We start from the raw sequence: 21,595 nt of genomic DNA, 5'->3' as shown, positions 1-21,595 counted from the left end.
CTCGGGCCGCGCCGCGGCGGCGCTGCGGAGCCCGGCCGCCCGTCGCCCGCCGGCGGCGGGTTCGCCGCGGCCGGCCGCGGCTTCCTCCGCGAACTCGGCGCCGGGGCGGGGTTCGTCCGCCGGGAGCCGTTCCTGCGTTTCGTGGTGCTCTGGTCGGCGGTGATGAGCCTGCTGCTGGCCGCCCTCTCCTACGGCACGATCTTCACCCTGCAGGGCGCGGGCGCGGCCGGTGGGCCGGTCGGGGCCGTGCTCGCGATAGCCGGCGCGGCCGTGCTGGCGGGCGCGCTGCTCGCGCCCCGCCTGGCGCGCGCCCTGCCGGGTCCCCGGCTGGTGGTCGCCGTGTCCTGGCTGCTGGTGGCGCCCGCCGCCGGCCTCGCGCTGACCACCCGGGTCTGGGCCTGCGCCCTGCTGTTCGGGGTGATCTGGGTGCTGCTGCCGGCGGCGGCGGTCGTCCTGCAGTCCCGGGCCATCGAGGTGACTCCGCAGGAACTCCAGTCCCGCACCGGCACGGTGCTGGCCACCGCCACCGGGCTGGCCGCCGCGGCCGGGCCCGTCGCCGCGGGCGGGGTCGACGGTGCCGCCGGCACCGGCGGCACGGCGCTGTCCTGCGCCGCGGCGTTCGCCGTGCTGGCCCTGTGGTCCACGAGACGCGCCCCCGGGGTGCTGGGGAAGGAGGCCGCGTGACGACCGGCGGAACGGACGTGCCGGAGAAGGGCGGGACGCGCACCGCCGGTGCCGGGTCCGGCACGGCGGGGACGGAGCGCGGCTACCGCCTCTCCCGCCCCGTCATCCCGGAGGTCTGCCCCACGGACCCGTACCGGATGGTGCTGACCGCCGACGCCGGCGGCCGCTGCGAGGTGTTCGCCCATGACGCGTCGGCCGGACGCACGCGTCAGGTGACCGACCGGGCGCACGGCACTCTCTACGGCACGCTGGACCGGGACGGCGCGGTGTGGTGGTTCGACGAGGACCTCGACGGCCGCGGCGTGTGGCGGGTGCAGGACTTCGACGGCGGTCCGGACCGTACGGCACTGCCCCCGGCCCCGGCGGGCACCCCGAGAGGGCTGGCGATGAACGCCGCCGGGCAGGTCGCCGCGGGCGTCGGCGGCCCGGACGGGCTGGTCGTCTGGCTCGGACGGCGGGGCGGCCCGGCGCGCCCGGTCCACCGGGCACCCGGCCCGTGGCGGCTGGCCGGGCTGTCGCCCGACGGCGGTCTGCTCGCCGTCGCCGGACCGCCCTACGCCGAGCGCGCGGTGACCGTGCTGGCCGCGGACGGCCGTACGGTCGCGGAGTTCGGCGGCGACCGGCCGGACGCCGGCGTCTGGGTGCGGGGCTTCGCCCCCGCGACCGGCCCCTCCGCCCTCTCCGCCCTCTCCGCCCTCTCCGGCTCCGCCGAGCTGCTGCTGGTCACCGAGTACGGCGACCGGTACCGGCTCGCCACCTGGGACGCCCGGCACGGACTCCGCGAGCACGGCTGGTGCACCTTCGACACCGAGATCGACGCCGTCTGGTACCCCGACGCCCGCCGAGTGCTGATCCGCCAGGACAGACACGGACGGAGCCTGCTCCACACCGCCGACCTGGACCGGCGCACCGTGACCACGCTCGCCACCCCGCCCGGCAGCATCCCCGACGCCGCCCCCCGCCCCGGCGGGGAGATCCACTACGTGTGGACCGACAGCGCCAACCCGCCGCGGCTGCGCACCACGGCGACGGACCGCGAGGCCCGGGCGCGGCTGCCGGTGCTCGGCATCCAGACCGAGGGCGTACCCGGGGTCCACAGCGAACTGTGGACCCCGGGGCCCGACGGCCCCGTACACACCCTGCTCAGCCTCCCGGAGCGCACCGGCGCGCGCCCCGCCCCGCTGGTGTTCCTGCTGCACGGCGGCCCCGCGGACCACGACCGGGACGCCTACGACGGCATCGTGCACTCCCTCGTGGCCTCGGGCCTCGGCGTCGCGCGCGTGAACTTCCGCGGCTCCACCGGCTACGGACCCCGCTGGCGCGCCGCGTTCAGCGGGGGCGTCGGGCTCACGCAGGTCGACGACCTGGTGGCGGTACGGGCCGACCTGCTGCGACGGGGTCTGGCGCGCCGCGACGCCGTGGGGCTGTGGGGCACGTCGTGGGGCGGCGCCCTGGCCCTGCTGGCCCTCGGGGTACGGCCCGGCCTCTGGCGGGCCGGGGTCGCCGTCAAGCCGATCGCCGACTTCGCCGCCGCCCACCGCACCGGCCTGCCGGCCCTGCGCGCCCTGGACGAGCGGCTCTTCGGCGGCACCCCGGCGGACGTACCCGAGCGCTACGCGCGCAGTTCGCCGGTGACCTACGCCGCCGATGTCACCGCTCCCGTGCTGGTCGTCGCCGCCGCGCGGGACGCCAAGTGCCCGCCGCAGCAGATCGCCGACTACCTGGCGGCGCTGCGGGCGGCGGGAGCGCCGCACGAGTCCCTGTGGCTGGAGTCCGGCCACGACGGCTACCGGGGCTCCGACCACGTGGCCACGCTGCGCCGTGCCCTGGAGTTCCTGCACGGCCACCTGGCCGCGGCAGCGCGCCGAGCGGCACCCACAGCCCCCCGCCCCGACCGGGGCGGGGCCCGTCAGGCCGGTGGCTCCGAGCCTCCGGCACAGTCCACCGGCACCGCGAAGGGAGGCCACGACCATGCAGAAGGACGTCATCCACAACAACCCGCTTGAGGACGAAGAGGGGAACCGCAGCCCGGGCGTCTCCATCACCATCACGATCCCGATCCGCAACGCGGAGGAGCACGAGGAGTTCTGAGCGAGAGTCCCGGCCCGGTGTGCCTGAGACACCGGGCCGGGACGGGCCCGCGGCGCCGCGACGGCGCCGCGGGCCCGCCACCGTACCGCCCGACAGCGACCCTCCCGAGGAGTCCGCCCATGCGCGTGCTGCTGGTCAACATGCCCTGGTCCCCGATCGACGTGCCCTCGCTCGCGCTGGGCATCCTCAAGCGCAGCGCGACCGCGAACCGGCCGGGTACGACCGCGGAGGTCTACCACGCCAACCTCGAATACACGGACTGGATCACCGAACGCACCGAGTTCGGCAAGAACGACTACGAGTTCTACTCCCTCTCGTCCTACTTCCTCGGCTGCGGGGACTGGATCTTCTCCTCGGCGCTCTACGACGACCCCTCGTGGCGCACGGAGGAGTTCACCGCCGCGCTCGGCGGCAAGCTCTCGGAGACCCGGATGCGGCGATGCCACGAACTGCACGCCCTCGCGCCGGAGTTCGTGGAGCGGACCGCCCGCGAGATCGTGGCCCGGGAACCCGACGTCGTCGGGTTCTGCTCGACGTTCCAGCAGAACACCGCCGCCCTGGCGGCGGCGAAACACGTCAAGCGGCTCGCACCGCACATCACGACCGTGCTGGGCGGCGCCAACTGCGACGCGGAGCAGGGACACGCGGCGCACCGCAACTTCCCCTTCGTCGACTACGTCGTACGCGGCGAGGGCGAGGCCGCGTTCCCGCGGCTGCTCGACGTCGTGGAGGGGTCCGGCAGACCCCGCGCGATACCGGGCCTGTGCTGGCGGGACGCCGAAGGCACCTCGGTGGCCAACCCGATGGCGGCCTCCCCGCTCCCGCCCGCCGCCATCACCTCCCCCGACTACACGGGCTACTTCGAGCGGCTCGCCGCCTCCGCGGCACGGCACTGGGTGGAGCCCAAGCTCGTCGTGGAGGGCGCCCGCGGCTGCTGGTGGGGCGAGAAGCACCACTGCACGTTCTGCGGGCTGAACGGCACGTTCATGGAGTTCCGCAGCAAGACCCCGGAGCGGTTCTACGACGAGATCATGGAACTCGCGCGCACCCACCGGGTCCTCGACATGTACGTCGTCGACAACATCCTGGACATGGGGTACGTGCGGACGGTGCTCCCGCGCATCGTGGACAGCGGCTACGACCTGCGGCTGCACATCGAGATCAAGGCGAACATGCGCCGCTCCCAGCTCCAGACCCTCGCCGACGCCGGGATGATCTACGTCCAGCCCGGTATCGAGAGCCTCAACAGCCGGGTGCTGAACCTGATGGACAAGGGGGTCAGCGGCTGCCAGAACGTACGGATGCTGCGCGACGGGGCCGAGACCGGCCTGGCCGTCTCCTGGAACTACCTGCACGGCTTCCCGGACGAACGCGACGAGGACTACGACCCGGTGATCGCGCAGCTCCCCGCCCTGGAGCACCTCAGGCCGCCCGTGGACCTCTCCGCCCGCATCGCCATCGAGCGCTTCAGCCCTTACTTCAGCCGCCCCGAACTCGGCTTCGAGACGCTCCGCCCGGACATCCAGTACCGCTTCACCTACGACCTGCCGGAGTCCGAGCTGTACGACCTCGCCTACGTGTTCGAGGCGCCCGAGCGCGGCATCGGGCGGCAGACCGCCCAGCGGCTCAACGACGCCATCAAGACCTGGCACGAGGCGCACGCCTCCAGCCGGCTCACCCACACCGACCTCGGCGACCGGATCCTGCTGGTCAGCCGCCGCCGGGCGTTCGACTGGCGCACCCGGGAGCTGACCCGTCCGGTGGAGCTGGCCGCCTTCCGGCTGCTGGACCAGCCGCACCAGCCCGCGGCGCTGGCCCGGAAGCTCACCGGGCAGCTCGCCGGGGCCGCCGTGGACGAGGCGTCGGTGCAGGAGCTGCTGGACCGCTGGCTGGAGTGGGGCGTGGTGTTCACGGACGCCGGCCAGTACGTGCACGTCGCCCCGGCCGCCGTCAACGAGGACCTGCTGCGCCTGGAGTTCATGCGCCGCGCGACCGCCGCGGACGAGGAGTCCCCCGCGGAGTCCCCGGCCCCGCCCGCCGTAGCCGTCTCGTGAGGCGGCCCCGCCCCGCCCCCGTCCCGTATCCGAGGAGCACCATGGACACCGTCGCCGCCTGGCGCGACTACGAACCCGAGGCCGCCGCCCTGCCCGGAATGTCACTCGGCGACCTGCTGGCCTCCGGCCCACCGGCCGAGGCCGCCGCCCGCCTCTGGCGCCGCGGCGCCCGCCGGGTCCGCCTGCCGGGCACCACCGACCTGCGCCCGGACGCCAACGAGGACCCCGCGACCGCCGCCCGCACGGTACGCACGCTGTGCCTGGTGCGGGAGCTGACGGCGCACGCCGTCTACGTCGAATGGAGACTGCGCACCGCCCCGGAAGCCGACGCCTGGCGCCCGCTCAACCACCTCCAGCCGCCCCTGTCCCTGACCGGACCGCCCGACCCGGAGCCCGCCCTGCGTGCGTGGCGCAAGGAGCACTACCTGTGCAAGTGCCTCTGGCGGCAGGGACCGGGCTTCATCCAGATCCGGGACCGCCGCTGGGGCGACCTCATCCGTTTCACCGTGGACGAACCCGACTACCAGGAGGCCATCGGCCTGCTCGCCCAGGGAGCACCGGCGTCGGCGGTCCCGCCGGCGATCCTCGACGCCTTCCGGTCGGAACGGCTCGTCGGGGACGTCGGCCCGATGGTGTGGTGGTACCCGTATCGGGTACGCCGGTGGATCCAGGAGGCGATGGCGATCTGACGCCGCCCGGCTCTCGTTGCCCTGCCGGTGGCCGGACCTTCGGGACCGACCACCGGTGACGGCTCCGCCTTCGCGCGCGACGGCGTCGTCCTGGTCACCCTCCACCAACGTCACCCTCTTCGGCCAGTCGGCCGGGACCACCTCGCCGCCCTCGACGCCGCGGGCCTCTTCGGCCGGGCGATCGTGCAGAGCGGCCTCCCGCGGACCTCGCCGCCCGGACGCACGGGGCCTGAATCCGCTTCGCGAGGACCGGCAACCCCGGCAGGGACGCGTACGACACGACGCGCCGGGCCACGATGCGCATCGGCGCCGAGTGGACCCAGGTCGACCCCCGCGGCCGGGAACGACGGGCCTGGATCTGACCGGCGCACCGACACGCCTCCACCGGCCGGCCGCGCTAGCACACCGTGTCGTCGCCGGGGGGCGTGCCGTCGAAGAGGTACGTGTGGACGGCCTCGGCGGCGCAGCGGTTGTGGGGGTAGGACCCGTGGCCCTCGTCCCGCACGGTCAGCAGGACGCCGACGTTCCCGCCCAGCTCCCCCGCCATGCGCTCGGCGCCCTCGTACGGCGTCGTCGGGTCGCCGGTGTTGGCCACGACGAGGACGGGGGCGGCCCCGTCCGCGCTGACGTCGAGGGTGGCGCGTTCCCCTTCGAACGGCCAGTCATAGCAGAGGTAGACGCCCCCGGACCAGGCCCTGCCGAAGACGGGTGAGGCCGCTGCTATCCGGTCGGCCATCTCCGCGGTCCGGTCGAATCCGGGGCGCACGTTGGAGTCGGCGCAGGTGATCGCGACGTAGGCGGACGTGCCGTTGCCGCCCGAGGCCGTGCCGCGGGCGGGAACGCCGCGGGCGCCCGGAGGGTGGTCGTACGCCTCCTCCATCAGCTTGCGGCCGGTGCCCTCCTCCATGACCTCGGTGAGCGCCTTCACCAGCGGTCGGCGGCCGTCTTCGCCGAGGTCCAGGTAGTTCGCGATGGCGAGGGCGGCGAGGTCCGCGTCGAGCTTCTCCCCGCCGCCGGTGGGCGCGGGCGTCTTCTCAAGCCTGTCCAGCAGCGCGATGACGCGCCGGCGGGCCTGCGCGGGGCCGCTTCCGGTGGGGCAGTCGTCGTAGGCGTCCGCGCAGTGTTCGGCGAAGCGGTCGAAGGCGCGCTGGACGGCCCGGACCTGGCTGATCTCGCCCTGCAGGCGGTCCAGGGTCGGGTCGACGGGGGCTTCGAGCACGAGGCGGCCCACGTTCTCGGGGAAGAGGTGGGCGTAGACGCCGCCCAGCACGGTGCCGTAGGAGACGCCGAAGTAGTGCAGCTTCTCGTCGCCGAGGAGGTAGCGCATCAGGTCCAGGTCGCGGGCCGTGTGCGAGGTGCCGACGTACGGAAGGAGCCGGCCGGAGTGCTTCTCGCAGGCGTCGCTGCCCTCGAACGACTCCTTCCCGCAGCTGACGGGGGCGGTCCCGCCGACGCCGCGCGGGTCGAAGCTGACCAGGTCGTAGCGCTCGCGCAGCGGGGCGTAGTCGGGGGCGTACCGGGGCAGGCCCACGACCCCGGACCGTCCGGGTCCGCCGAAGTTGAGCAGGAGTGATCCGATCCGCCGCCTCTCCTCTCCGGTGGCCCGCTGCCGGATCAGCGCGACGTCGATCGTGTCGCGGCCGGGCCGCCGGTAGTCCAGCGGCGCCTTCATCGTGGCGCACTCCCAGCCCGCGCCCGGCGCGTCGCCGTCTCCCTGCGCCGCGGACGGCGGCGGGCAGGCCGACCAGTCGAGCCGCTGGCCGGCGGTGAAGGCCGCGGGCAACCCGGGCGGCGGGTTCGATGCCTTGCGCTCGACCCGAGGGCCCGCCCCACCCTTCTCGGACGCGGACGGGTCCGAGTCCTCGATGAGGTCGCATCCGGCTACCGCGACCGCGAGGAGGGCGGCGAGCATGCCCGCCGCGACCCGCCTCGCACCGCCGAACCACGCCGAACGCTCCGAGATCCAGCGCCGCGTACGCATCCGCGAGTCCCCCCTGCGGCCCCCCGGCACGCCGGAAGACGTGCCGCACAAAAGTCCGATGGACTACAAATCTACGCCGGTGCACTCAGCTGCCGTCGCCGCCTCACCGACTGCTCACGCCACCCGCCCCACCAGCGTGGCTACCCGGATGTTCTCGCGGTGGGGGGCCGGGGGGAGCGCCCGGCGGATCCGTTCGGCGAGGGCCGGCCGTTCCTGCGGGCCGGGAAGCCGGCCCGCGGGGATTGCGGAGAAGACCGAGCCGATGACCTCGTCGATGCCGAGCTCATCGCGGTAGTCGAGGACGGCCTCGCGCACGTCGGCGAACCCGGCGGCCTCCAGCGCCCGGGCGTATCGGCGCCGGTCGTCCGCGCCGGTCCCGCACGTGGCCTCCAGCCGGGTGCCGAAGTAGTCCTCCAAGCACGATCGCAGCGCGCGGGACCAGGCGCTGTCCTGCAGCCACAACGGCGTGCCGTTGGCCACCACCGCGACTCCCCCGCTTCGGCGGCACAGCGGAAGCAACGCCCGGAACAGCTCCTCGTGCCGCATCCAGTGCAGCGCCTGTCCGATCACGGCCATCCCCAGGGACCGCCGTCCCACCAGCCCGCCCAGCGCAGGGACGTCGGTGTCGGCGCCCAGCACCCACGTCACGTTCCGCACCGGTCGCGCTGCCGCGGCCTGCCTGGCGAGCCGGAGCATGTCCGGCTCGGGGTCCATGCCGATGACCGAACCGACCCGGGACGCGAGAGGAACGGCCAGCTGGCCCGTGCCGCATCCGAGATCAAGTACGGCGTCCTCGGCGGTCAGCACGAAGGCCACCTACAAGATATCGAGAACCTCAGACGGGTACCCACGGCGGTACTGCACGTAGTACTCGGCGACGTCACCACTGAACCCCACGGTCATGCGCCCACCCTGACAGAGTCGGCCACCGGGGACAGCCCTCCGGGCACGTCGCTTAGCTACCGGCGAAGGGAGCCCCGGGCCCCGGGGGCGCCACGCGGCGGCCACGCGCGCGTCCTGCGGGTCGAGTGCGGCTACCTGTTACTCGGCTTGCTGCAAGCTCTTGCATTGATGACCGCGGCTTGGCGATGGCGGCCGCATGCGGGTGCGACGCAGTTCCTCAGCCGGTCCTGACGGATGCTCGCCGCAGCGGGGCCGGGGAAGCCGCGCGGTCACGCCCAAAGCCTTGACCGACCTCCAGGCCGGTCCTACGGTCCGTCTGCAAGCTCTTGCAGAATGCCTGCAAGGGAGCACTGGGCTGTCGGGCATGGCGCATTGCCTTCGCGGCCTCACCCCGCCCACTCTCAGGAGGAGTCTTGTTCGCTCTACGTCAACGCAGACACGGATCGCAAGGCTGGAAGAGACCTGTCGGCGCGTTCATGGCCGGTCTGATCGCGGTTTCCGGCGGCGCGCTGTCACTGGCCGCCTCGGCCCCCGCAGCCCAAGCGGCGCCGCCGGGCGCCAAGGACGTCACCGCGGTGATGTTCAACTGGAGCTTCGGCTCCATCGCCCGCGAGTGCACCCAGCGCCTGGGGCCCGCCGGTTACGGCTACGTCCAGGTGTCCCCGCCGCAGGAGCAGATCCAGGGTGGTCAGTGGTGGACCGCCTACCAGCCGGTCAGCTACCGGATCCAGAGTCGCCTGGGCAACCGTGACCAGTTCCGGAACATGGTCGACACGTGCCGCAGCGCGGGCGTCGGCGTGGTGGTGGACGCGGTGATCAATCACATGACCGCCGGTTCGGGCACCGGCACGGCGGGGTCGCGCTACACCAAGTACGACTACCCCGACGCACCGTACAGCGACTGGGACTTCAACGACTGCCGCCGTCCGATCGGCGACGACTACGGCGACCGCGACAACGTGCAGAACTGCGAACTGCTGGGCCTGTCCGACCTCAACACCGGCAAGGACTACGTGCGCGGCCGGATCGCGAAGTACCTCAACGACCTCCTCTCGCTGGGTGTGGCGGGTTTCCGTATCGACGCGGTCAAGCACATCCCGGCCCGTGATCTGGCCGACATCAAGACCCGGCTGACCGACCCGGACGCCTACTGGAAGCAGGAGGCGATCTTCGGCGCGGGAGAGCCGATCCTGCCGGACGAGTACCGCGGGACCGGTGACGTCCAGGAGTTCCGCTACGGCCGTGACCTGAAGCGGGTCTTCGAGAACGAGAACCTCGCCTTCCTGAAGAACTTCGGTGCGGGCTGGGGCTACATGCCCTCCGGCGGCAGTGCGGTGTTCGTGGACAACCACGACACCGAGCGCAACGGCTCCACCCTCAGCTACAAGAGCGGCGCCGACTACACCCTGGCCAACGTCTTCATGCTGGCCTGGCCCTACGGCTCGCCGGACGTCCACTCCGGCTACGAGTTCAGCGACAAGGAGGCCGGGCCGCCCAACAACGGGCGGGTCGACGCCTGCTACCAGGACGGCTGGAAGTGCCAGCACGCGTGGCCGGAGATCGAGTCCATGGTGGGCTTCCGCAATGCCACCCGCGGTCAGGGCGTCACCGACTGGTGGGACAACGGGGGCGACGCGATCGCCTTCGGCCGCGGCAGCCGGGGCTTCGTGGCCCTCAACCACGAGGGGTCCTCCCTGACCCGCACCTTCCAGACCTCCCTGGCGGCCGGCACCTACTGCGACGTCCAGAGCGGCCGTGCCGTGACCGTGAACGGCTCCGGGCGGTTCACCGCCATGCTGGACGCCGACACGGCGCTGGCCCTGCACACCGGCGCCCGCGACTGCGACGGCGGCGGCGCCCCCGAGCCGGTGGACGGCGTGTCGTTCCACGTCAACGCCAGCACCCGTTCCCACCCATGGCTCGCTCACGCTCAACGACACCTGGCGCAGCTGAGCCCCGCCAGGAAAGGCGGATTCCAGAGGTCGTCGCGACGCACGTGACCGACCGGCCGTTGTCAGGAGGGTCAGCGAGGCGCCCGGCCGGGGTCACCCGGCCGGGCGTTCCGCGTGGCCGGGGTGTCCGTGCAGGAGCGCGGCGCAGTCCCGTTGCAGCGTGACGTCACGCCACATCGGGTGGTGCGGTGCGGCGTTGGAGCACACCACGGAGCCCCAGGCGCCGGCGCGGGCGGATTCGGCCAGGGCCAGGCGGCAGAACGCGGCCCCCACGGGGCCCTCCTCGAACGTGCCGTGCAGCGGCGTGTAGCCGATCCAGCCCTCGCCGAAGACCAGGGGGACTCCGGCGTGCGCCGCCCAGTCGGCGGCGGCGGCGATCCAGGTGCGCAGCCGGTCCGCCATCGCCAGCCGGTGTACGGCGTACCGGTCGTACAGCCAGGCGTCCCAGGCGTCCGGGTCGCACCAGTCGTGTACGTACACCTCGCGCCGGCCCACCACCGTGGCCTCCAGCCGCCACCGGTTCTCCGCCGGCGGTAGCCAGTCGTCGAAGTCCGGGGCGCCGGGCCGCAGCAGTTCGCGCCGGACGAGGTCCTGCGGGAAGGGGCGTGCGGGGTCGCGGAGTGCGAAGGTGTCCAGCAGTTCGTCGAGTACGCCGTAGATGTAGGGGTGGAAGACGGCGACGTCGATGTCCGGGGGGACGCCGCGCAGCGAGCCGACGGGCACGCGGGCGTAGTTGACGGTGACCGGCCGGTCCGGGTGGCGCAGGCGGAACCGGGCGAGGCCGCGCTCCAGCCGGGGCCTGAGCGCGACGACGGTGTCGCCGGCGGGCAGGCCGTCCGCCAGGTGCCCGGCCTGCACCTCGTTGTGCAGCTCGGTGAAGGCGACGCGGTCGTCGAGTCCCTCGTGTGCGGCGAGGAAGTCGATGAGGTCGGCCATCGCGTCTGCCAGGGCCTCGGCGCGCCGTTCGGGGTCGATCGCCATCACGGCGTCGAACCAGGCGCGGTCGGCCGCGAACGACGGGCTCTGCTGGTACTCCCAGCTGGACAGGATGATGTGGCAGTCGTGCCGGCGGGCCGCCCGGAAGAGGGCCAGGAGGTGCCGGCGGCCGTCGATCTCGGTCGGGCCCGCCACGTCGTACCAGCGCACGCGCTGCCCGTACGCCCCGCCCAGCGGGCCCAGGCGCAGCTGCCGGGTGTCCAGGCCCGAGGCGAAGAGCAGCAGCGGCATGGCGCAGATGCGGATGGTGTTGTAGCCGCGGTCGACGGCTTCCGCGAAGGCCCGGTCGAGGTCGTGGAAGGGTTCCCCGGGGCCGGTGCGGGTATACCAGGTGAAGTCCCACAGGGAGATCGTCAGCGTGGCGGGCGGGTAGGCGGAGGGTGCGATGGGCACGTCGGGATCGGGCCTTCCTTCAGGTGCGGGGTGCGGGAGGGGGCGGCCGTCAGTTCTTGACGGCACCGGCCGTGAGCCCTTCGAGAAGCTGCTTGCGCAGCAGATAGAACACGAGGAGGCTCGGTACGGCCGCGAGCATCGCCGCGGCCAGCACCAGGTCGTACTGGCGGCCCGTGGCGCCGAACAGTGCCTGGATGCCGAGCGGCAGGGTGTAGTCGTCGGGGTCGCTGACCACGATCAGCGGCCAGAGCAGGCTGTTGTAACTGGCGAGGAAGGACCACACGCCCAGCGCGCCGAGCGCGGGCCGCAGCAGGGGGAGCGCGATGCGGCGGAAGACGGCGAACTCGGTGCAGCCGTCGACGCGGGCGGCGTCGATCAGGGCGTCGGGTACGGCCTGCTCGGTGTACTGCCGCATCATGAAGATGCCGAACGCGGGCGCCACCCAGGGCACCACCAGCGCGAAGTACGGCGTGGTCAGGTGCGCCTTGGCGACCATGATGAACAGCGGCACGACGATGACGGCGAACGGCACGGCGAGCGAGCTGAACATCAGGTTGAACAGGAACCGCTTGCCCTTGAACCGGTACTTGGCGAAGGCGAACCCGGCCAGCGAGCACAGCGCCACGGACACGACGGTGGAGATGCCCGCCACCAGGGTGCTGGTCATGAACCAGCTCCAGAACGGCTGCCCGTCCAGCAGTCCGCGGAAGTTCTCCAGGGTCGCCGGCAGCGGCAGCGGCTGCGGCGGATAGCTGAAGATGTCGGCGCGCGCCTTGAAGGAGGAGGACAGCGCCCACAGCAGGGGCAGCGCGAAGGCGATCAGCAGGCTGACGAGGAAGGCGTAGAGCAGGATGCGCCCGCGGGTGATCCGGCGGCGTCCCGCGTCGCGGGGCGCCTCGGTGCGGATGGCGGTGGCCGTCACTGGTCTCTCCCGACTTTCAGGGCCCGCAGGGCGAGCAGGCCGAGCGTGAACACGGCGAGGAAGAGCAGGACGCCGGCGGCCGCCGCGTAGCCGAGCTGCTGGCGCTCGAACCCGGCGCGGAAGATGAACATGGCGACCGAGAGGGTGGACTCGCCGGGGCCGCCCTGGGTGAGCAGGAACGGCTCCTCGAAGATCTGGGCCGTGCTGATCAGCACGGTGACGGCGACGAAGGCGGTCACCGGGCGCAGTGAGGGAAGCGTGACCGCCCAGAAGCGCCGCACCGGGCCGGCCCCGTCGATCGCCGCGGCCTCGTACAGCTCCTTGGGGACGTTCTGCAGGCCGGCGAGGAAGAAGATGGTCAGGTAGCCCGTCCACCGCCACAGCACGAGGATCACGACGGTGACGCGCGCCCAGGCGGGATCGCCGAGCCAGTCGATGCCGCCGAAGCCGAAGGCGGCCTCCAGCAGCCCGTTGGCCAGGCCGAACTCGGTGTCGAAGACGAGGCCGAAGACGAGGGTGACCACGATGGGCGAGATCACGACGGGCATGAAGTACGCCAGCCGGAACATGTCGCGGCCGCGCAGTCCCCGGGCGTTGAGGGCCTGGGCGATCAGCAGCGCCGCGGGCACGACGACGCACATCGTGAAGACGACGTAGAGGGAGGTGTTGCGGACCGACGTCCAGAAGCTGCCGTCGGACATGAGGTCCCGGTAGTTGCGCAGCCCCACCCAGCGCGGGGTGCCGAGGCCCGCCCACTCCGTGCAGCTCAGGTACAGGCCGACGCCGATCGGGACGAGCAGGAAGAGCCCGTACAGCACGTAGAAGGGGGAGATGAAGACGTACGGGGCGAGGGCGCGCTGGTGGCGCTGCCACCACGAGGGCCTCGGCGCCGGCGGCGCGGACGCGGCGCGGTGGCCGGTCACCGGTTCGGCGCGGGTCGTGAGCGGGGAGGTCATCGCTTCACCTGCTCTCGGTAGGCGCTCAGGCCGTCTTCGACGGCGGCGGCCGGCGAGGTGCGGCCCTTCAACGCGTCCAGTACGGGGCCGCCGAGGACGGCGGCGAGAATCTGCATGCCGGCGTCCTGGTGGAACAGCGGCAGGTCGTCGGCGGCCGGGCCGTAGACCTCGAAGACCCGTTGGCCGAGGAACTCGTCCTTGGTGCCGAGGAGTTCGGGGTCCTCGTACAGCGGGCGCAGCGTGGGCAGGTAGCCGCCGGCGCGGTAGCGCAGGAGCTGGCCCTCCCGGGTGAGGTAGACCCGCCGGAGCAGCTCCAGGGCCGCCTGGGAGTGGGCCTTGTTCTTCAGCACGGTGAAGGCGGTGCCGCCCATCGTGGAGGCGATGTGCCCGCCGCCGGTGAAGCGGGGCAGGGTGCGCATCCGCCACCTGCCCTTCTGGTCGGGCACGTTGGCCTGCAGGCCGTAGACGTTGTACCAGTTGGGCATCGCCGTGGCGGCGAGGCGGCCCGACTTCAGCGCGGCCCCGCAGGCGCTGCCGTACGGGTCGGGCAGGGCCAGCAGGAAGCCGCTGCGCACGCCGCGGGCCATGAACTCCAGCACCTCGACGGCCTCGGCGGAGGGGAGCGTGATCTCCCCGTGCTCGTCGAAGAGGCTGCCGCCGCGCTGCAGCAGGAACTGCAGGAAGCCGTTGACGATGGCGAGGTTGCCGGCGGTGGAGACCATGCCGAGGCTGATCTCGTGGTCGGTGTGCAGCCGCTCGCCGTGCTCGGCCAGCTCCTCCCACGTCTCCACGTCTTCGGGGACGCCGTGCTTGTCGAAGAGGTCCTGGCGGTAGTAATAGACGGTGATCGAGTTGTCGGAGTCCAGGCCGTAGGGAACGCCGTCGACCGTGTACGGCGCGAGCTTGGCGAGGTCGTCCCCGAAGGGCCGCACGGTCTCGGTCAGGTCGGTGAACAGGTGCTCCGCGATGCCCGGGACCATCACACGCGGGAACTGGTCGATGACAATGCCCGCCAGGTCCGGGGGGTCGCCGTCGGCCACCGCCTGGGCGATCATGCGGGTCACGATGTCGGTGGGGGCGGCGTTGGTGATGTCGACCCCGAAGTCGAAGCGCGAGCCGCGTGTCAGCGCCGCCTCGGTGACCGCGGTCTCGAAGGTGGTGATGTAGCCGGGGTCGTGCGTCCACAGGCTGATGTCCACGGGACCCGAGGTGACCGGCGCGGAGTTCGCGGTACCGCACGCGGTGAGCGCGGGTGCGGCCAGCAGGCCCAGGCCCAGGCCGGCGCCGCCGCGCAGCAGGGATCTGCGGCCGAGGTCAGTCATGGCCGGCTCCCCGGGCGAGGAGGCTGATCCGCCGCAGCGGCACGAGGGACACGGCGTCGAGGGAGGTGCCCGCGCGGGCGGCCTTCAAGCCGTCGCTCGCGGACGCGTCCACGTACACCCGGCTCGCCGGAGCCAGCGGGAGCAGCCGTAGCTCGACTCCGTGCCGCACGGCCCCGGCGGCGAAGCGCCGCAGTCCGATCTCCCAGTCGGGGCCGTACCAGAAGTGGTCGGCCACGAGCCTGCCGCCGATGTAGGCGCGGGCCACGTCTCCGGTGTACCTGACGCGCAGCAGCACCTCCCCGTCGTCGTCGAACACGTCGGGCGGAACGGTGATCCGGTGGACCGAGGCGCGTTCGAAGTCGGCGTCCAGCGGTGCGGAAGCGCGGCCGTGGGCCCCGCCGGTACGGGCGGGGGCGGCGACCGCGTCGGCACGTACGCACGTCACGACGGGGTCGTGCGGCTGCGGCCCGGTGCGGCCGAGCGTCCAGCGGGTGAAGGCGCCGTCCGCGGCCGGCCCCGCGAGGCCGGGGCCCGTCAGAGCGTCGGGCGCGGGGAGGAGCGAGACGTCCACCGAGTCCGCGGTCGTGTGGATCCGCATGTCCGCGCCGTCGGCGAGGACGACGTCGTCGCACAGCACCAACCGGTCGCGTCCCCACAGGTGCATGCGGTTCACCTGCGGCGCCTGCCTCTCGTTCAGCACCAGCAGGGTGACCGGTCCGTGCGGGCCGCGGACCGTCAGCAGGGCGTCCGTGCCGGGGGCGGGTACGGTCACGAGCGTGCCGTCCGGCCGGTTGCCGACCTGCGCCGGGCCCTCGATCTCCACCCCGGCGGGCAGGAGCAGCCGCGGGGTGACGCCGGCGGTGGCGGCGAACACCGCCGTGGGCGTGCCGCCGATCTCCAGCCGGGTGACCGGCTGCGCGGCGGCCCAGGCGAGGCGTATGCCACGGCCCACCTCGTACCCCAGCGGCCAGACGAAGTGGGCCCCGGAGGGCACGGTCACCGGCTCGTCCGGCACGGTCAGCGTGCGGCCGGCCAGTTCGACGCGGAACTGCGCACCTTCGTGGTCGGGCAGCGGCTCGTGCGGCTGGTGGTTGTTGACGAAGAGGAAGCCGGAGCCGCGGGAGCCGTCGGCGCGCACCGACCAGCGGAGGGTCTGCCGGTCGTCGAGCCCGTCGGGCACGTTGTCCGGCAGGCACAGCGGCATGTCCGCGAGGTCGGCGCCGGAGTCCCGGAGGAAGAGGTGTTGCAGGCGCAGGGCGTGGAAGGAGGGGCGGACCTGCCCGAACTCGCCCAGGGGCGCCTGGAAGTCGTAGGTGACCGACGGCAGGTCGTTGGGGTAATCCGTGGCGTGCGACTCCTGGTTGGGGACGGCGTGGTCCAGGCGCTGCGAACAGCCGTGGTAGAGGTAGTAGCCCTGCCAGGCCGAGCCGCTGCCGAGCTTGGTCAGCGCCAGCGCGGTGACGTCCGGTTCCGGGACGAGCGGTCTGCGGTGGTAGGCGACGGCCATGCCGCCGCCCAGCTCGCAGGTGGCGTAGGGGTAGCGGCGGTCGTCGGGGCTGTTCTCCGGTCCGCCCGTGGGCGCGGTGGGGCGGAGGTCGGCCCCGATGGCGTGGTCGTCGCGGATGGGGGTGAAGAAGTAGTGGCGGCGCATCTCCCGCGTCCAGCCCGGGTGGGCGTCCTCCCAGAACGCCTCGGGGTAGCCGCCGTACAGCGGCAGCAGTTCGTCCGGGGGTATCTGCGCCGCACCCCATGCGGTGGCGGTCCACAGCGGCGCGGAGATGCCGGCCTCCTCGGCCATGCGCCGCAGCGTCGCGAGGTGCCCCGGCTGGTCGTACAGCTCGTTCTCCACCTGCACGGAGACGACCGGGCCGCCGTGGTCGTGCGACAGGCCGCGCAGCTCGTGGGCGATCCGCGCGTAGTAGCGCCCGACCAGGTCGAGGTAGGCGGGGTCGTCCGTGCGCGGGCTGCACTCCGCCCCGTCCAGCCAGTCGGGGAAGCCGCCCCTGCGGCACTCCCCGTGTGACCAGGGCCCGATGCGCATGGCGACCGCCAGGTCCAGATCGGCGCAGAGCCCGACGAACCGCCGGACGTCCAGGCTGCCGTCGAAGCGGAACGAGCCCCGCTGCTCCTCGTGCTGGTTCCAGAAGAGGTACGTCGCCACGAGGTCGACGCCGCCCGCCCGGATCTTCAGCAGCTCCTCCCGCCACTCGTCCGCGGGGTAGCGGCTGAAGTGGAACTCCCCCATCACCGGGAGCCAGGGACGGCCCGCGCGCAGCACGCGTCGGCTGTCCACGGCCAGGACCTCGGGTGCTCCGCGCGGGCTGCCCATCGCGAGATGGCCCGCGAGGGGATGGGGCGGTTCGTGGACGTGCAGCGACAACATGGCGGGTGCCTCCTGCATGGGGCGGCTCGTGAATGAGGCTCATCGTTGAGCTGACCCGCGACAGTGTCAAGATGTATTCATATTTAATCTTCATTGGTAGGATGACCAGACCGGTGCGGTCACCTCCGCGCGACCGCGTCTCCGCGCTCTCAAGCACCAAGGGGGAGAACCCACATGGCGTCCTACACCGGTCGCGGCGTGCACGGGCAGGTCGTGCACGAACTCGGTGCCCGCATCGTGGGCGGCCGGCTGCCCGAGGGGGCGACGCTCGAAGTCCGGGCCGTCGGCGACGAACTGGGCGTCAGCATCACCGTCATGCGCGAGTCCCTGAAGGTCCTGGCCGGCAAGGGACTCGTCGACGCCCGGCAGAAGCGCGGCACCTTCGTCAGGCCGCGCGGCCACTGGAACCTCCTCGATCCCGACGTCATCCGCTGGCACACGGACGGCCGCAGCGGCGAACAACTGATGCGGAACCTCGCCGACGTGCGCTCGATCGTCGAGCCGGCCGCGGCGCAACGCGCCGCACTGCACCGCACGGAGGCCGACCTCGACGCCCTGGAGTCGGCCCTTGCGGCCATGGACGACGCCCACGCCGACTCCGCCGCCGCCGCGGAGGCCGACGCCTCCTTCCACCGCGCGTTGCTGGCCGCGACGGGCAACGAGCTGCTCGCCCGCATGGACCTGCTGCTGGAACCCGTCCTACGTGAGCGCGACCGCATGGTGCACTCCCACGCCGGCGCCCACGACCCCGTGCCCAGCCACCGCGCCGTCTTCGACGCGGTTCGCGACCAGGACCCCGCACGAGCCGAACTCGCCATGCACGGCCTTCTCGCCATGGCCGTACGCGACCTCGACGAGGTCGCCGGGTACGCCACCCGGCCGGACCACCGTGCGACGGGGCGTACCGCGGAACGGCCCGCCCGGGACGACGGCCCCCGGGACCCGAAAGCGCCGGGATCCGGCGCCGAACCGCGGTAGGGCGGACCGGCGTCCACGCCTTCGTCGATCACATCACCGTCTCCGCTCGCCGAGTGGTTCGGCATGGGCCTGCGCCCTCGGAGGGCCGGCCGCAGTTCGGCCCTCCGAGGGCTGGCCGCGCCCGCCGGATCAGACGGCGGGCAGCGGCTGTCTGTCGGCTAACCGCCCTGCTGGACCAGCGAGAGGGCATCCGGTCGTCGGGCCAGGCGGTGCTCATCAACCAGCGGCGTGCGGGCCGGGGGGAGGAACGTGCGCCGTTTCCTGCGCATGGAAACTCCTTCGTGGCCCGGCTCACGGCCTCCGGGCGGGCCGCTCAAGGTGTTCGCCGACGAGGGCGAGGCACTGGATGGCGGCCAGACCGAACTGCGCGCTGGCGTTCGCGGAGAAGTCCGCCTCGTCCACGGGATTGAGCACGGCCGGACCTTCGATGCGCTCCGACGTGAACGGGTGGTCTTCGGGGTAGCCCGCGTGCCCGGTGCGCAGCTCCTGCCAGGCACGCCGCGCGAGCCCCTCGTCCCCCAGCTGCTTCGCCGCGTACGCGGTGGCGCGCGCGTACGCCTGCCGCAGGTTGAGGTTGCCCCAGCCGGCCCCGGTGGCCGCGCGCTGCTCTTCTTCCGTGGCGTTGTAGAGCCGGCAGAAGGACACCCAGGCGTCCCTCACCTCGGGCTCGTCGACCAGGTCGATCAGCTCGGTCATGACCTCGATCAGCCCGAAGACGGAGCTGAGCGCCCCGATGGAGACGCTCTTCTCGTCCGGCCCGGAGAACGTGCCGTCGGACAGCCTGTAGGTGACATCCCCGCCCTGGACCCAGCCGTTGGGCAGGGCGGCGATCGTCCGGGCGCCGTTGATCAGCTTGGTGCGGGCGATCGGATCGCCGCCCCGCTCCCACTCGGTGAGCCACGCCGCCGCGAGCGCGCCCCAGTCGGTGGTGCTCCCGACCGGGAGCGCCTCGGGGTCGGGGTCGAGCGGACCGCCGTCGCGGATCTTGCGGAGCGGGTCGAGGACGAGGAAGCTGCGGTCGGAGTCGACCAGGTCGTGCATCAGGTCGCCGACGCGTTCGTCCGCGGTGAGGAAGTAGTAGAACCGCCGGTAGCCGGCGTTGCTGACACGGACCTGCTTGGCGCTGTCGGCCCAGTGCAGGATCCCGTGCCGGGTGCCGAGGCCCGCCCACTCGCCGAGGTGGTAGGCGTCGACCTCGCCGGTATGGCGCGTCATCGCCTCGGCGAAGCGGAACGCCTGTGCGTCGCCGGTGCGCAGGTAGTGGTACCACAGCCACAGATCCGTGGAGAGCTCGGAGTTGTCCCAGGCGTAGCCCCCGACGTCGTACCGCCACACGTGCCGGTCCGGGTCGTAGGTGTGCATGATGTCGCCGTAGTCCCAGAAGCCGTACCAGGAGCGCTGGTCGACCTGCTCCCGGTGGAAGCGGTGCATGGCGTCGAGCTTGTCCTCCAGCTCCGCCTTCGCCGGAGTCGAGCGGTCGACCGGTGTCCAGGAGCCGAACACTCCCGCGGCATGGTGGTGTTCGGGGTTCGCGACCAGCAGCGGCGGGGTCGCGTTCGCCGCGGCGAGCTCCGTGAAGCGCTCGGCGGTCGGTGTCGCCGCGAGCGCCCAGAAGGTCAGCTCGGTGGTGCGCGCGACGCCGTACGGGGTCCCGAAGCCCGGCTCGTAGTCCTCGTAGGTGATCGCCAGACCGCCCTCCAGCTGCTCCGCGTAAGTGTCCTGTCCGAGGCCATCGTGGTAGAAGCGCAGGTCCATGGCCTCCGCGCGCGGTGACCACATCCAGACGGCCGCCCGCGCCTCGTCGCCGGCGGCTCCCGTGATCTCCAGCTCGGTCGGGGGCAGCCGCCAGAAGTTGCGCATGCCGAAGGCCAGGCCGCCGGCGGGAGAGCCGACGTAGGCGAGTCCTTCCGCGCGCCGGCCGCCGTCGGCCCGGACCCACGAGCGGCCCTGCCCGGTGCGCTTGCGGATCTCGAATCCGTGGGCGTTGAGCTGGCCCAGGCTGTAGTCCCCGAAGGCGGGGATGTACCGCAGGCGGGAGGTGACCCGCTGGTCCCAGGTGGCCGTGCCGGGCGTCGCCCGTCCTTCGTACTGGGCCCGCCTGACCTCCGCTCCCGGGTCGCGGCGCAGCCCCGTGATCCCGCGTACCGCCTCGGCCAGCACGCCGTCGCCCTCGCCGGCGAAGCGGACGTGCCGGTCGTGCAGCGCGCCGCGCATCGGCACGGCGAAGTGCACGCCGAGGCCGTTGATGAAGTCCTCGTCCTCCTTCCCGTCGAAGACGAACGAGTGCACCACGCGGATGGCGTCCGACCCCGCGTACAGGTAGAACCGCACCACGAAGGGAAGCCAGCCGCGCCGGTCGTTCTCGTGCCTGCCCTCGGCCTTGATCACCGCGCGTACGGGGCCGTCCTGCTCGACGTGCACGGAGCGCACGACGCCGGTGAACGACTCGGACCTGACCACGGCGGCGCCGTCGGTGCCCGGCTGGTCCTGCCGGGAGGCGACGAGGCGTCCCTCCCGGGCGATGACCGCGCCGCCGCGCCGGATCGACGTGACGACCTGATCGCCCGTGCGCCCGAAGGCCACCTCGATCACGCCGGTGTCCACGGTGACCTCGGCGTTGCCGGTACGGACGGTCAGGGGTGTGCCGGGCGCGGCCGGGACGCCGGACCGCAGCCGGTACCGGGCGGCGCGCGGCGCGGCTCCACTGATCGCATGGGCCGTCCACTTCACGGAGCCGTCCGGCCACCGGCCGGTGGGCCAGCTCTGCACGGGGACCTGCTCCCCCGCCTCGGTGGCGAGCGAGAACTCCTGATCGGGCGCGAAGGCGCCGCGGGGCCACGACACTCCCCAGGTCGTGCCCGCGGCGAGCGCCGCCGGAGCCCCGCCTTCGAGCCACCGCAGGCCGACGGGGTCGTGCCCCGTCAGCCCGGGGAGCGCCGCCTGGCGAACGGGCTCGCCGTGGGCGCGGCCGCCCGCGGAGGACAGTGCGGCCGCGGCGGCCACACCGGCGGAGGAGGCCAGCACTGCACGTCGGCTCATGGGAACCACGGTGGTCAACTCCTTGGGAGTAGGCGTACGGTAAGCGCTTGCTCGAGGGCGGCGGCGAGTGCCGTGGCACGGGTGTGTGTTCCGGGAGGGGCGGGGGGTACGGAGACACGCGGGCCTGCGCGCACGCACAGGCCCGCGGTGCGCTCCGCTACCGGCCGGAGCCGCCGCCCGCGTAGCTGATGTCGGGGCGCGGGGGTTGTGTCATGCCGGCGCCGAGGAAGTAGTCGACGTGGTGGGATTGCA

Annotated in this window: 13 protein-coding genes and 2 pseudogenes; 7 read left to right on the top strand and 8 right to left on the bottom strand. The window is 73.0% G+C overall.

Translation table 11 applies throughout. The annotated features are described in order from the left end of the window. The 5 genes and pseudogenes from ABD317_RS17030 to ABD317_RS17010 all read left to right on the top strand — a co-directional run. Nucleotides 1–684 (top strand): annotated as a pseudogene (locus ABD317_RS17030) (MFS transporter); the annotation flags it as partial. Then, nucleotides 681–2,690, top strand: a complete 2,010-nt coding sequence (locus ABD317_RS17025; RefSeq protein ID WP_425582381.1) for a S9 family peptidase — start codon at nucleotides 681–683, stop codon at nucleotides 2,688–2,690. The pseudogene ABD317_RS17030 and the gene ABD317_RS17025, both read left to right, overlap by 4 nt. A gap of 204 nt (nucleotides 2,691–2,894) precedes the next feature. Then, nucleotides 2,895–4,829, top strand: coding sequence for a RiPP maturation radical SAM C-methyltransferase (locus tag ABD317_RS17020; RefSeq protein WP_344290824.1), 1,935 nt, complete (start codon nucleotides 2,895–2,897; stop codon nucleotides 4,827–4,829). A gap of 41 nt (nucleotides 4,830–4,870) precedes the next feature. Then, nucleotides 4,871–5,518, top strand: coding sequence for a DUF5825 family protein (locus ABD317_RS17015; RefSeq protein WP_344290823.1), 648 nt, complete (start codon nucleotides 4,871–4,873; stop codon nucleotides 5,516–5,518). Nucleotides 5,519–5,664: 146 nt separating this feature from the next. Further along, nucleotides 5,665–5,880: pseudogene (locus ABD317_RS17010) on the top strand (carboxylesterase/lipase family protein); the annotation flags it as partial. Nucleotides 5,881–5,915: 35 nt separating this feature from the next. Here the strand turns inward: ABD317_RS17010 and ABD317_RS17005 are convergent. Both ABD317_RS17005 and ABD317_RS17000 read right to left on the bottom strand, forming a co-directional pair. Further along, nucleotides 5,916–7,499 (bottom strand): alpha/beta hydrolase, encoded by a 1,584-nt coding sequence (locus ABD317_RS17005; RefSeq protein WP_344290822.1) that lies wholly within the window; start codon nucleotides 7,497–7,499, stop codon nucleotides 5,916–5,918. A 114-nt stretch (nucleotides 7,500–7,613) separates the two neighbouring features. Next, nucleotides 7,614–8,315 (bottom strand): class I SAM-dependent methyltransferase, encoded by a 702-nt coding sequence (locus ABD317_RS17000; protein ID WP_344290821.1) that lies wholly within the window; start codon nucleotides 8,313–8,315, stop codon nucleotides 7,614–7,616. Between the two features lie 563 nt (nucleotides 8,316–8,878). Here ABD317_RS17000 and ABD317_RS16995 point away from each other — a divergent pair. Beyond that, entirely contained in the window at nucleotides 8,879–10,402 is a 1,524-nt protein-coding gene (locus ABD317_RS16995; protein WP_425582380.1) for an alpha-amylase, read from the top strand. 45 nt (nucleotides 10,403–10,447) lie between these two features. On the opposite strand, the gene ABD317_RS16990 is transcribed toward ABD317_RS16995, so the two are convergent. From ABD317_RS16990 to ABD317_RS16970, 5 genes are read right to left on the bottom strand one after another with little or no spacing between them, the layout of a single operon-like run. Then, the gene (locus ABD317_RS16990; protein ID WP_344290820.1) at nucleotides 10,448–11,743 is read right to left on the bottom strand and encodes a cellulase-like family protein; all 1,296 of its coding nucleotides are present in this window, start codon (nucleotides 11,741–11,743) and stop codon (nucleotides 10,448–10,450) included. Nucleotides 11,744–11,792: 49 nt separating this feature from the next. Then, nucleotides 11,793–12,665 (bottom strand): carbohydrate ABC transporter permease, encoded by an 873-nt coding sequence (locus ABD317_RS16985; RefSeq protein WP_344290819.1) that lies wholly within the window; start codon nucleotides 12,663–12,665, stop codon nucleotides 11,793–11,795. Beyond that, nucleotides 12,662–13,621 carry a carbohydrate ABC transporter permease gene (locus ABD317_RS16980; RefSeq protein WP_344290818.1) on the bottom strand — a complete coding sequence of 320 codons (960 nt, stop codon included), beginning with the start codon at nucleotides 13,619–13,621 and terminating at the stop codon, nucleotides 12,662–12,664. The genes ABD317_RS16985 and ABD317_RS16980 overlap by 4 nt, the downstream gene beginning before the upstream one ends. Next, entirely contained in the window at nucleotides 13,618–14,943 is a 1,326-nt protein-coding gene (locus ABD317_RS16975; protein ID WP_344290817.1) for an ABC transporter substrate-binding protein, read from the bottom strand. The genes ABD317_RS16980 and ABD317_RS16975 overlap by 4 nt, the downstream gene beginning before the upstream one ends. Continuing rightward, on the bottom strand, nucleotides 14,936–17,344 hold the full coding sequence (locus ABD317_RS16970) for a beta-galactosidase (protein ID WP_344290816.1): 2,409 nt from the start codon (nucleotides 17,342–17,344) through the stop codon (nucleotides 14,936–14,938). Before ABD317_RS16970 ends, ABD317_RS16975 begins: the two co-directional genes overlap by 8 nt. Before the next feature lie 156 nt (nucleotides 17,345–17,500). Between ABD317_RS16970 and ABD317_RS16965 the strand changes: the two genes are divergently transcribed. After that, nucleotides 17,501–18,304, top strand: coding sequence for a FadR/GntR family transcriptional regulator (locus tag ABD317_RS16965; RefSeq protein WP_344290815.1), 804 nt, complete (start codon nucleotides 17,501–17,503; stop codon nucleotides 18,302–18,304). A 291-nt stretch (nucleotides 18,305–18,595) separates the two neighbouring features. On the opposite strand, the gene ABD317_RS16960 is transcribed toward ABD317_RS16965, so the two are convergent. Further along, entirely contained in the window at nucleotides 18,596–21,343 is a 2,748-nt protein-coding gene (locus tag ABD317_RS16960; protein ID WP_425582379.1) for an exo-rhamnogalacturonan lyase family protein, read from the bottom strand. Nucleotides 21,344–21,595: the final 252 nt, after the last annotated feature.

Source organism: Streptomyces synnematoformans (genome assembly GCF_039531005.1).
In the GTDB taxonomy this organism is placed as follows: Bacteria; Actinomycetota; Actinomycetes; order Streptomycetales; family Streptomycetaceae; genus Streptomyces; species Streptomyces synnematoformans.
Note: the sequence above shows the minus strand (reverse complement) of the source record. Positions and strands in the feature narration are given on the sequence as shown.

What these genes read in the sequence shown, in the direction of transcription:
- ABD317_RS17020 (WP_344290824.1), top strand. Translation starts at nt 2,895, where the DNA reads ATGCGCGTGCTGCTGGTCAACATGCCCTGGTCCCCGATCGACGTGCCC.
- ABD317_RS17015 (WP_344290823.1), top strand. Translation starts at nt 4,871, where the DNA reads ATGGACACCGTCGCCGCCTGGCGCGACTACGAACCCGAGGCCGCCGCC.
- ABD317_RS17005 (WP_344290822.1), bottom strand. Translation starts at nt 7,499, where the DNA reads ATGCGTACGCGGCGCTGGATCTCGGAGCGTTCGGCGTGGTTCGGCGGT.
- ABD317_RS16995 (WP_425582380.1), top strand. Translation starts at nt 8,879, where the DNA reads ATGGCCGGTCTGATCGCGGTTTCCGGCGGCGCGCTGTCACTGGCCGCC.
- ABD317_RS16980 (WP_344290818.1), bottom strand. Translation starts at nt 13,621, where the DNA reads ATGACCTCCCCGCTCACGACCCGCGCCGAACCGGTGACCGGCCACCGC.
- ABD317_RS16975 (WP_344290817.1), bottom strand. Translation starts at nt 14,943, where the DNA reads ATGACTGACCTCGGCCGCAGATCCCTGCTGCGCGGCGGCGCCGGCCTG.
- ABD317_RS16970 (WP_344290816.1), bottom strand. Translation starts at nt 17,344, where the DNA reads ATGCAGGAGGCACCCGCCATGTTGTCGCTGCACGTCCACGAACCGCCC.
- ABD317_RS16965 (WP_344290815.1), top strand. Translation starts at nt 17,501, where the DNA reads ATGGCGTCCTACACCGGTCGCGGCGTGCACGGGCAGGTCGTGCACGAA.
- ABD317_RS16960 (WP_425582379.1), bottom strand. Translation starts at nt 21,343, where the DNA reads ATGAGCCGACGTGCAGTGCTGGCCTCCTCCGCCGGTGTGGCCGCCGCG.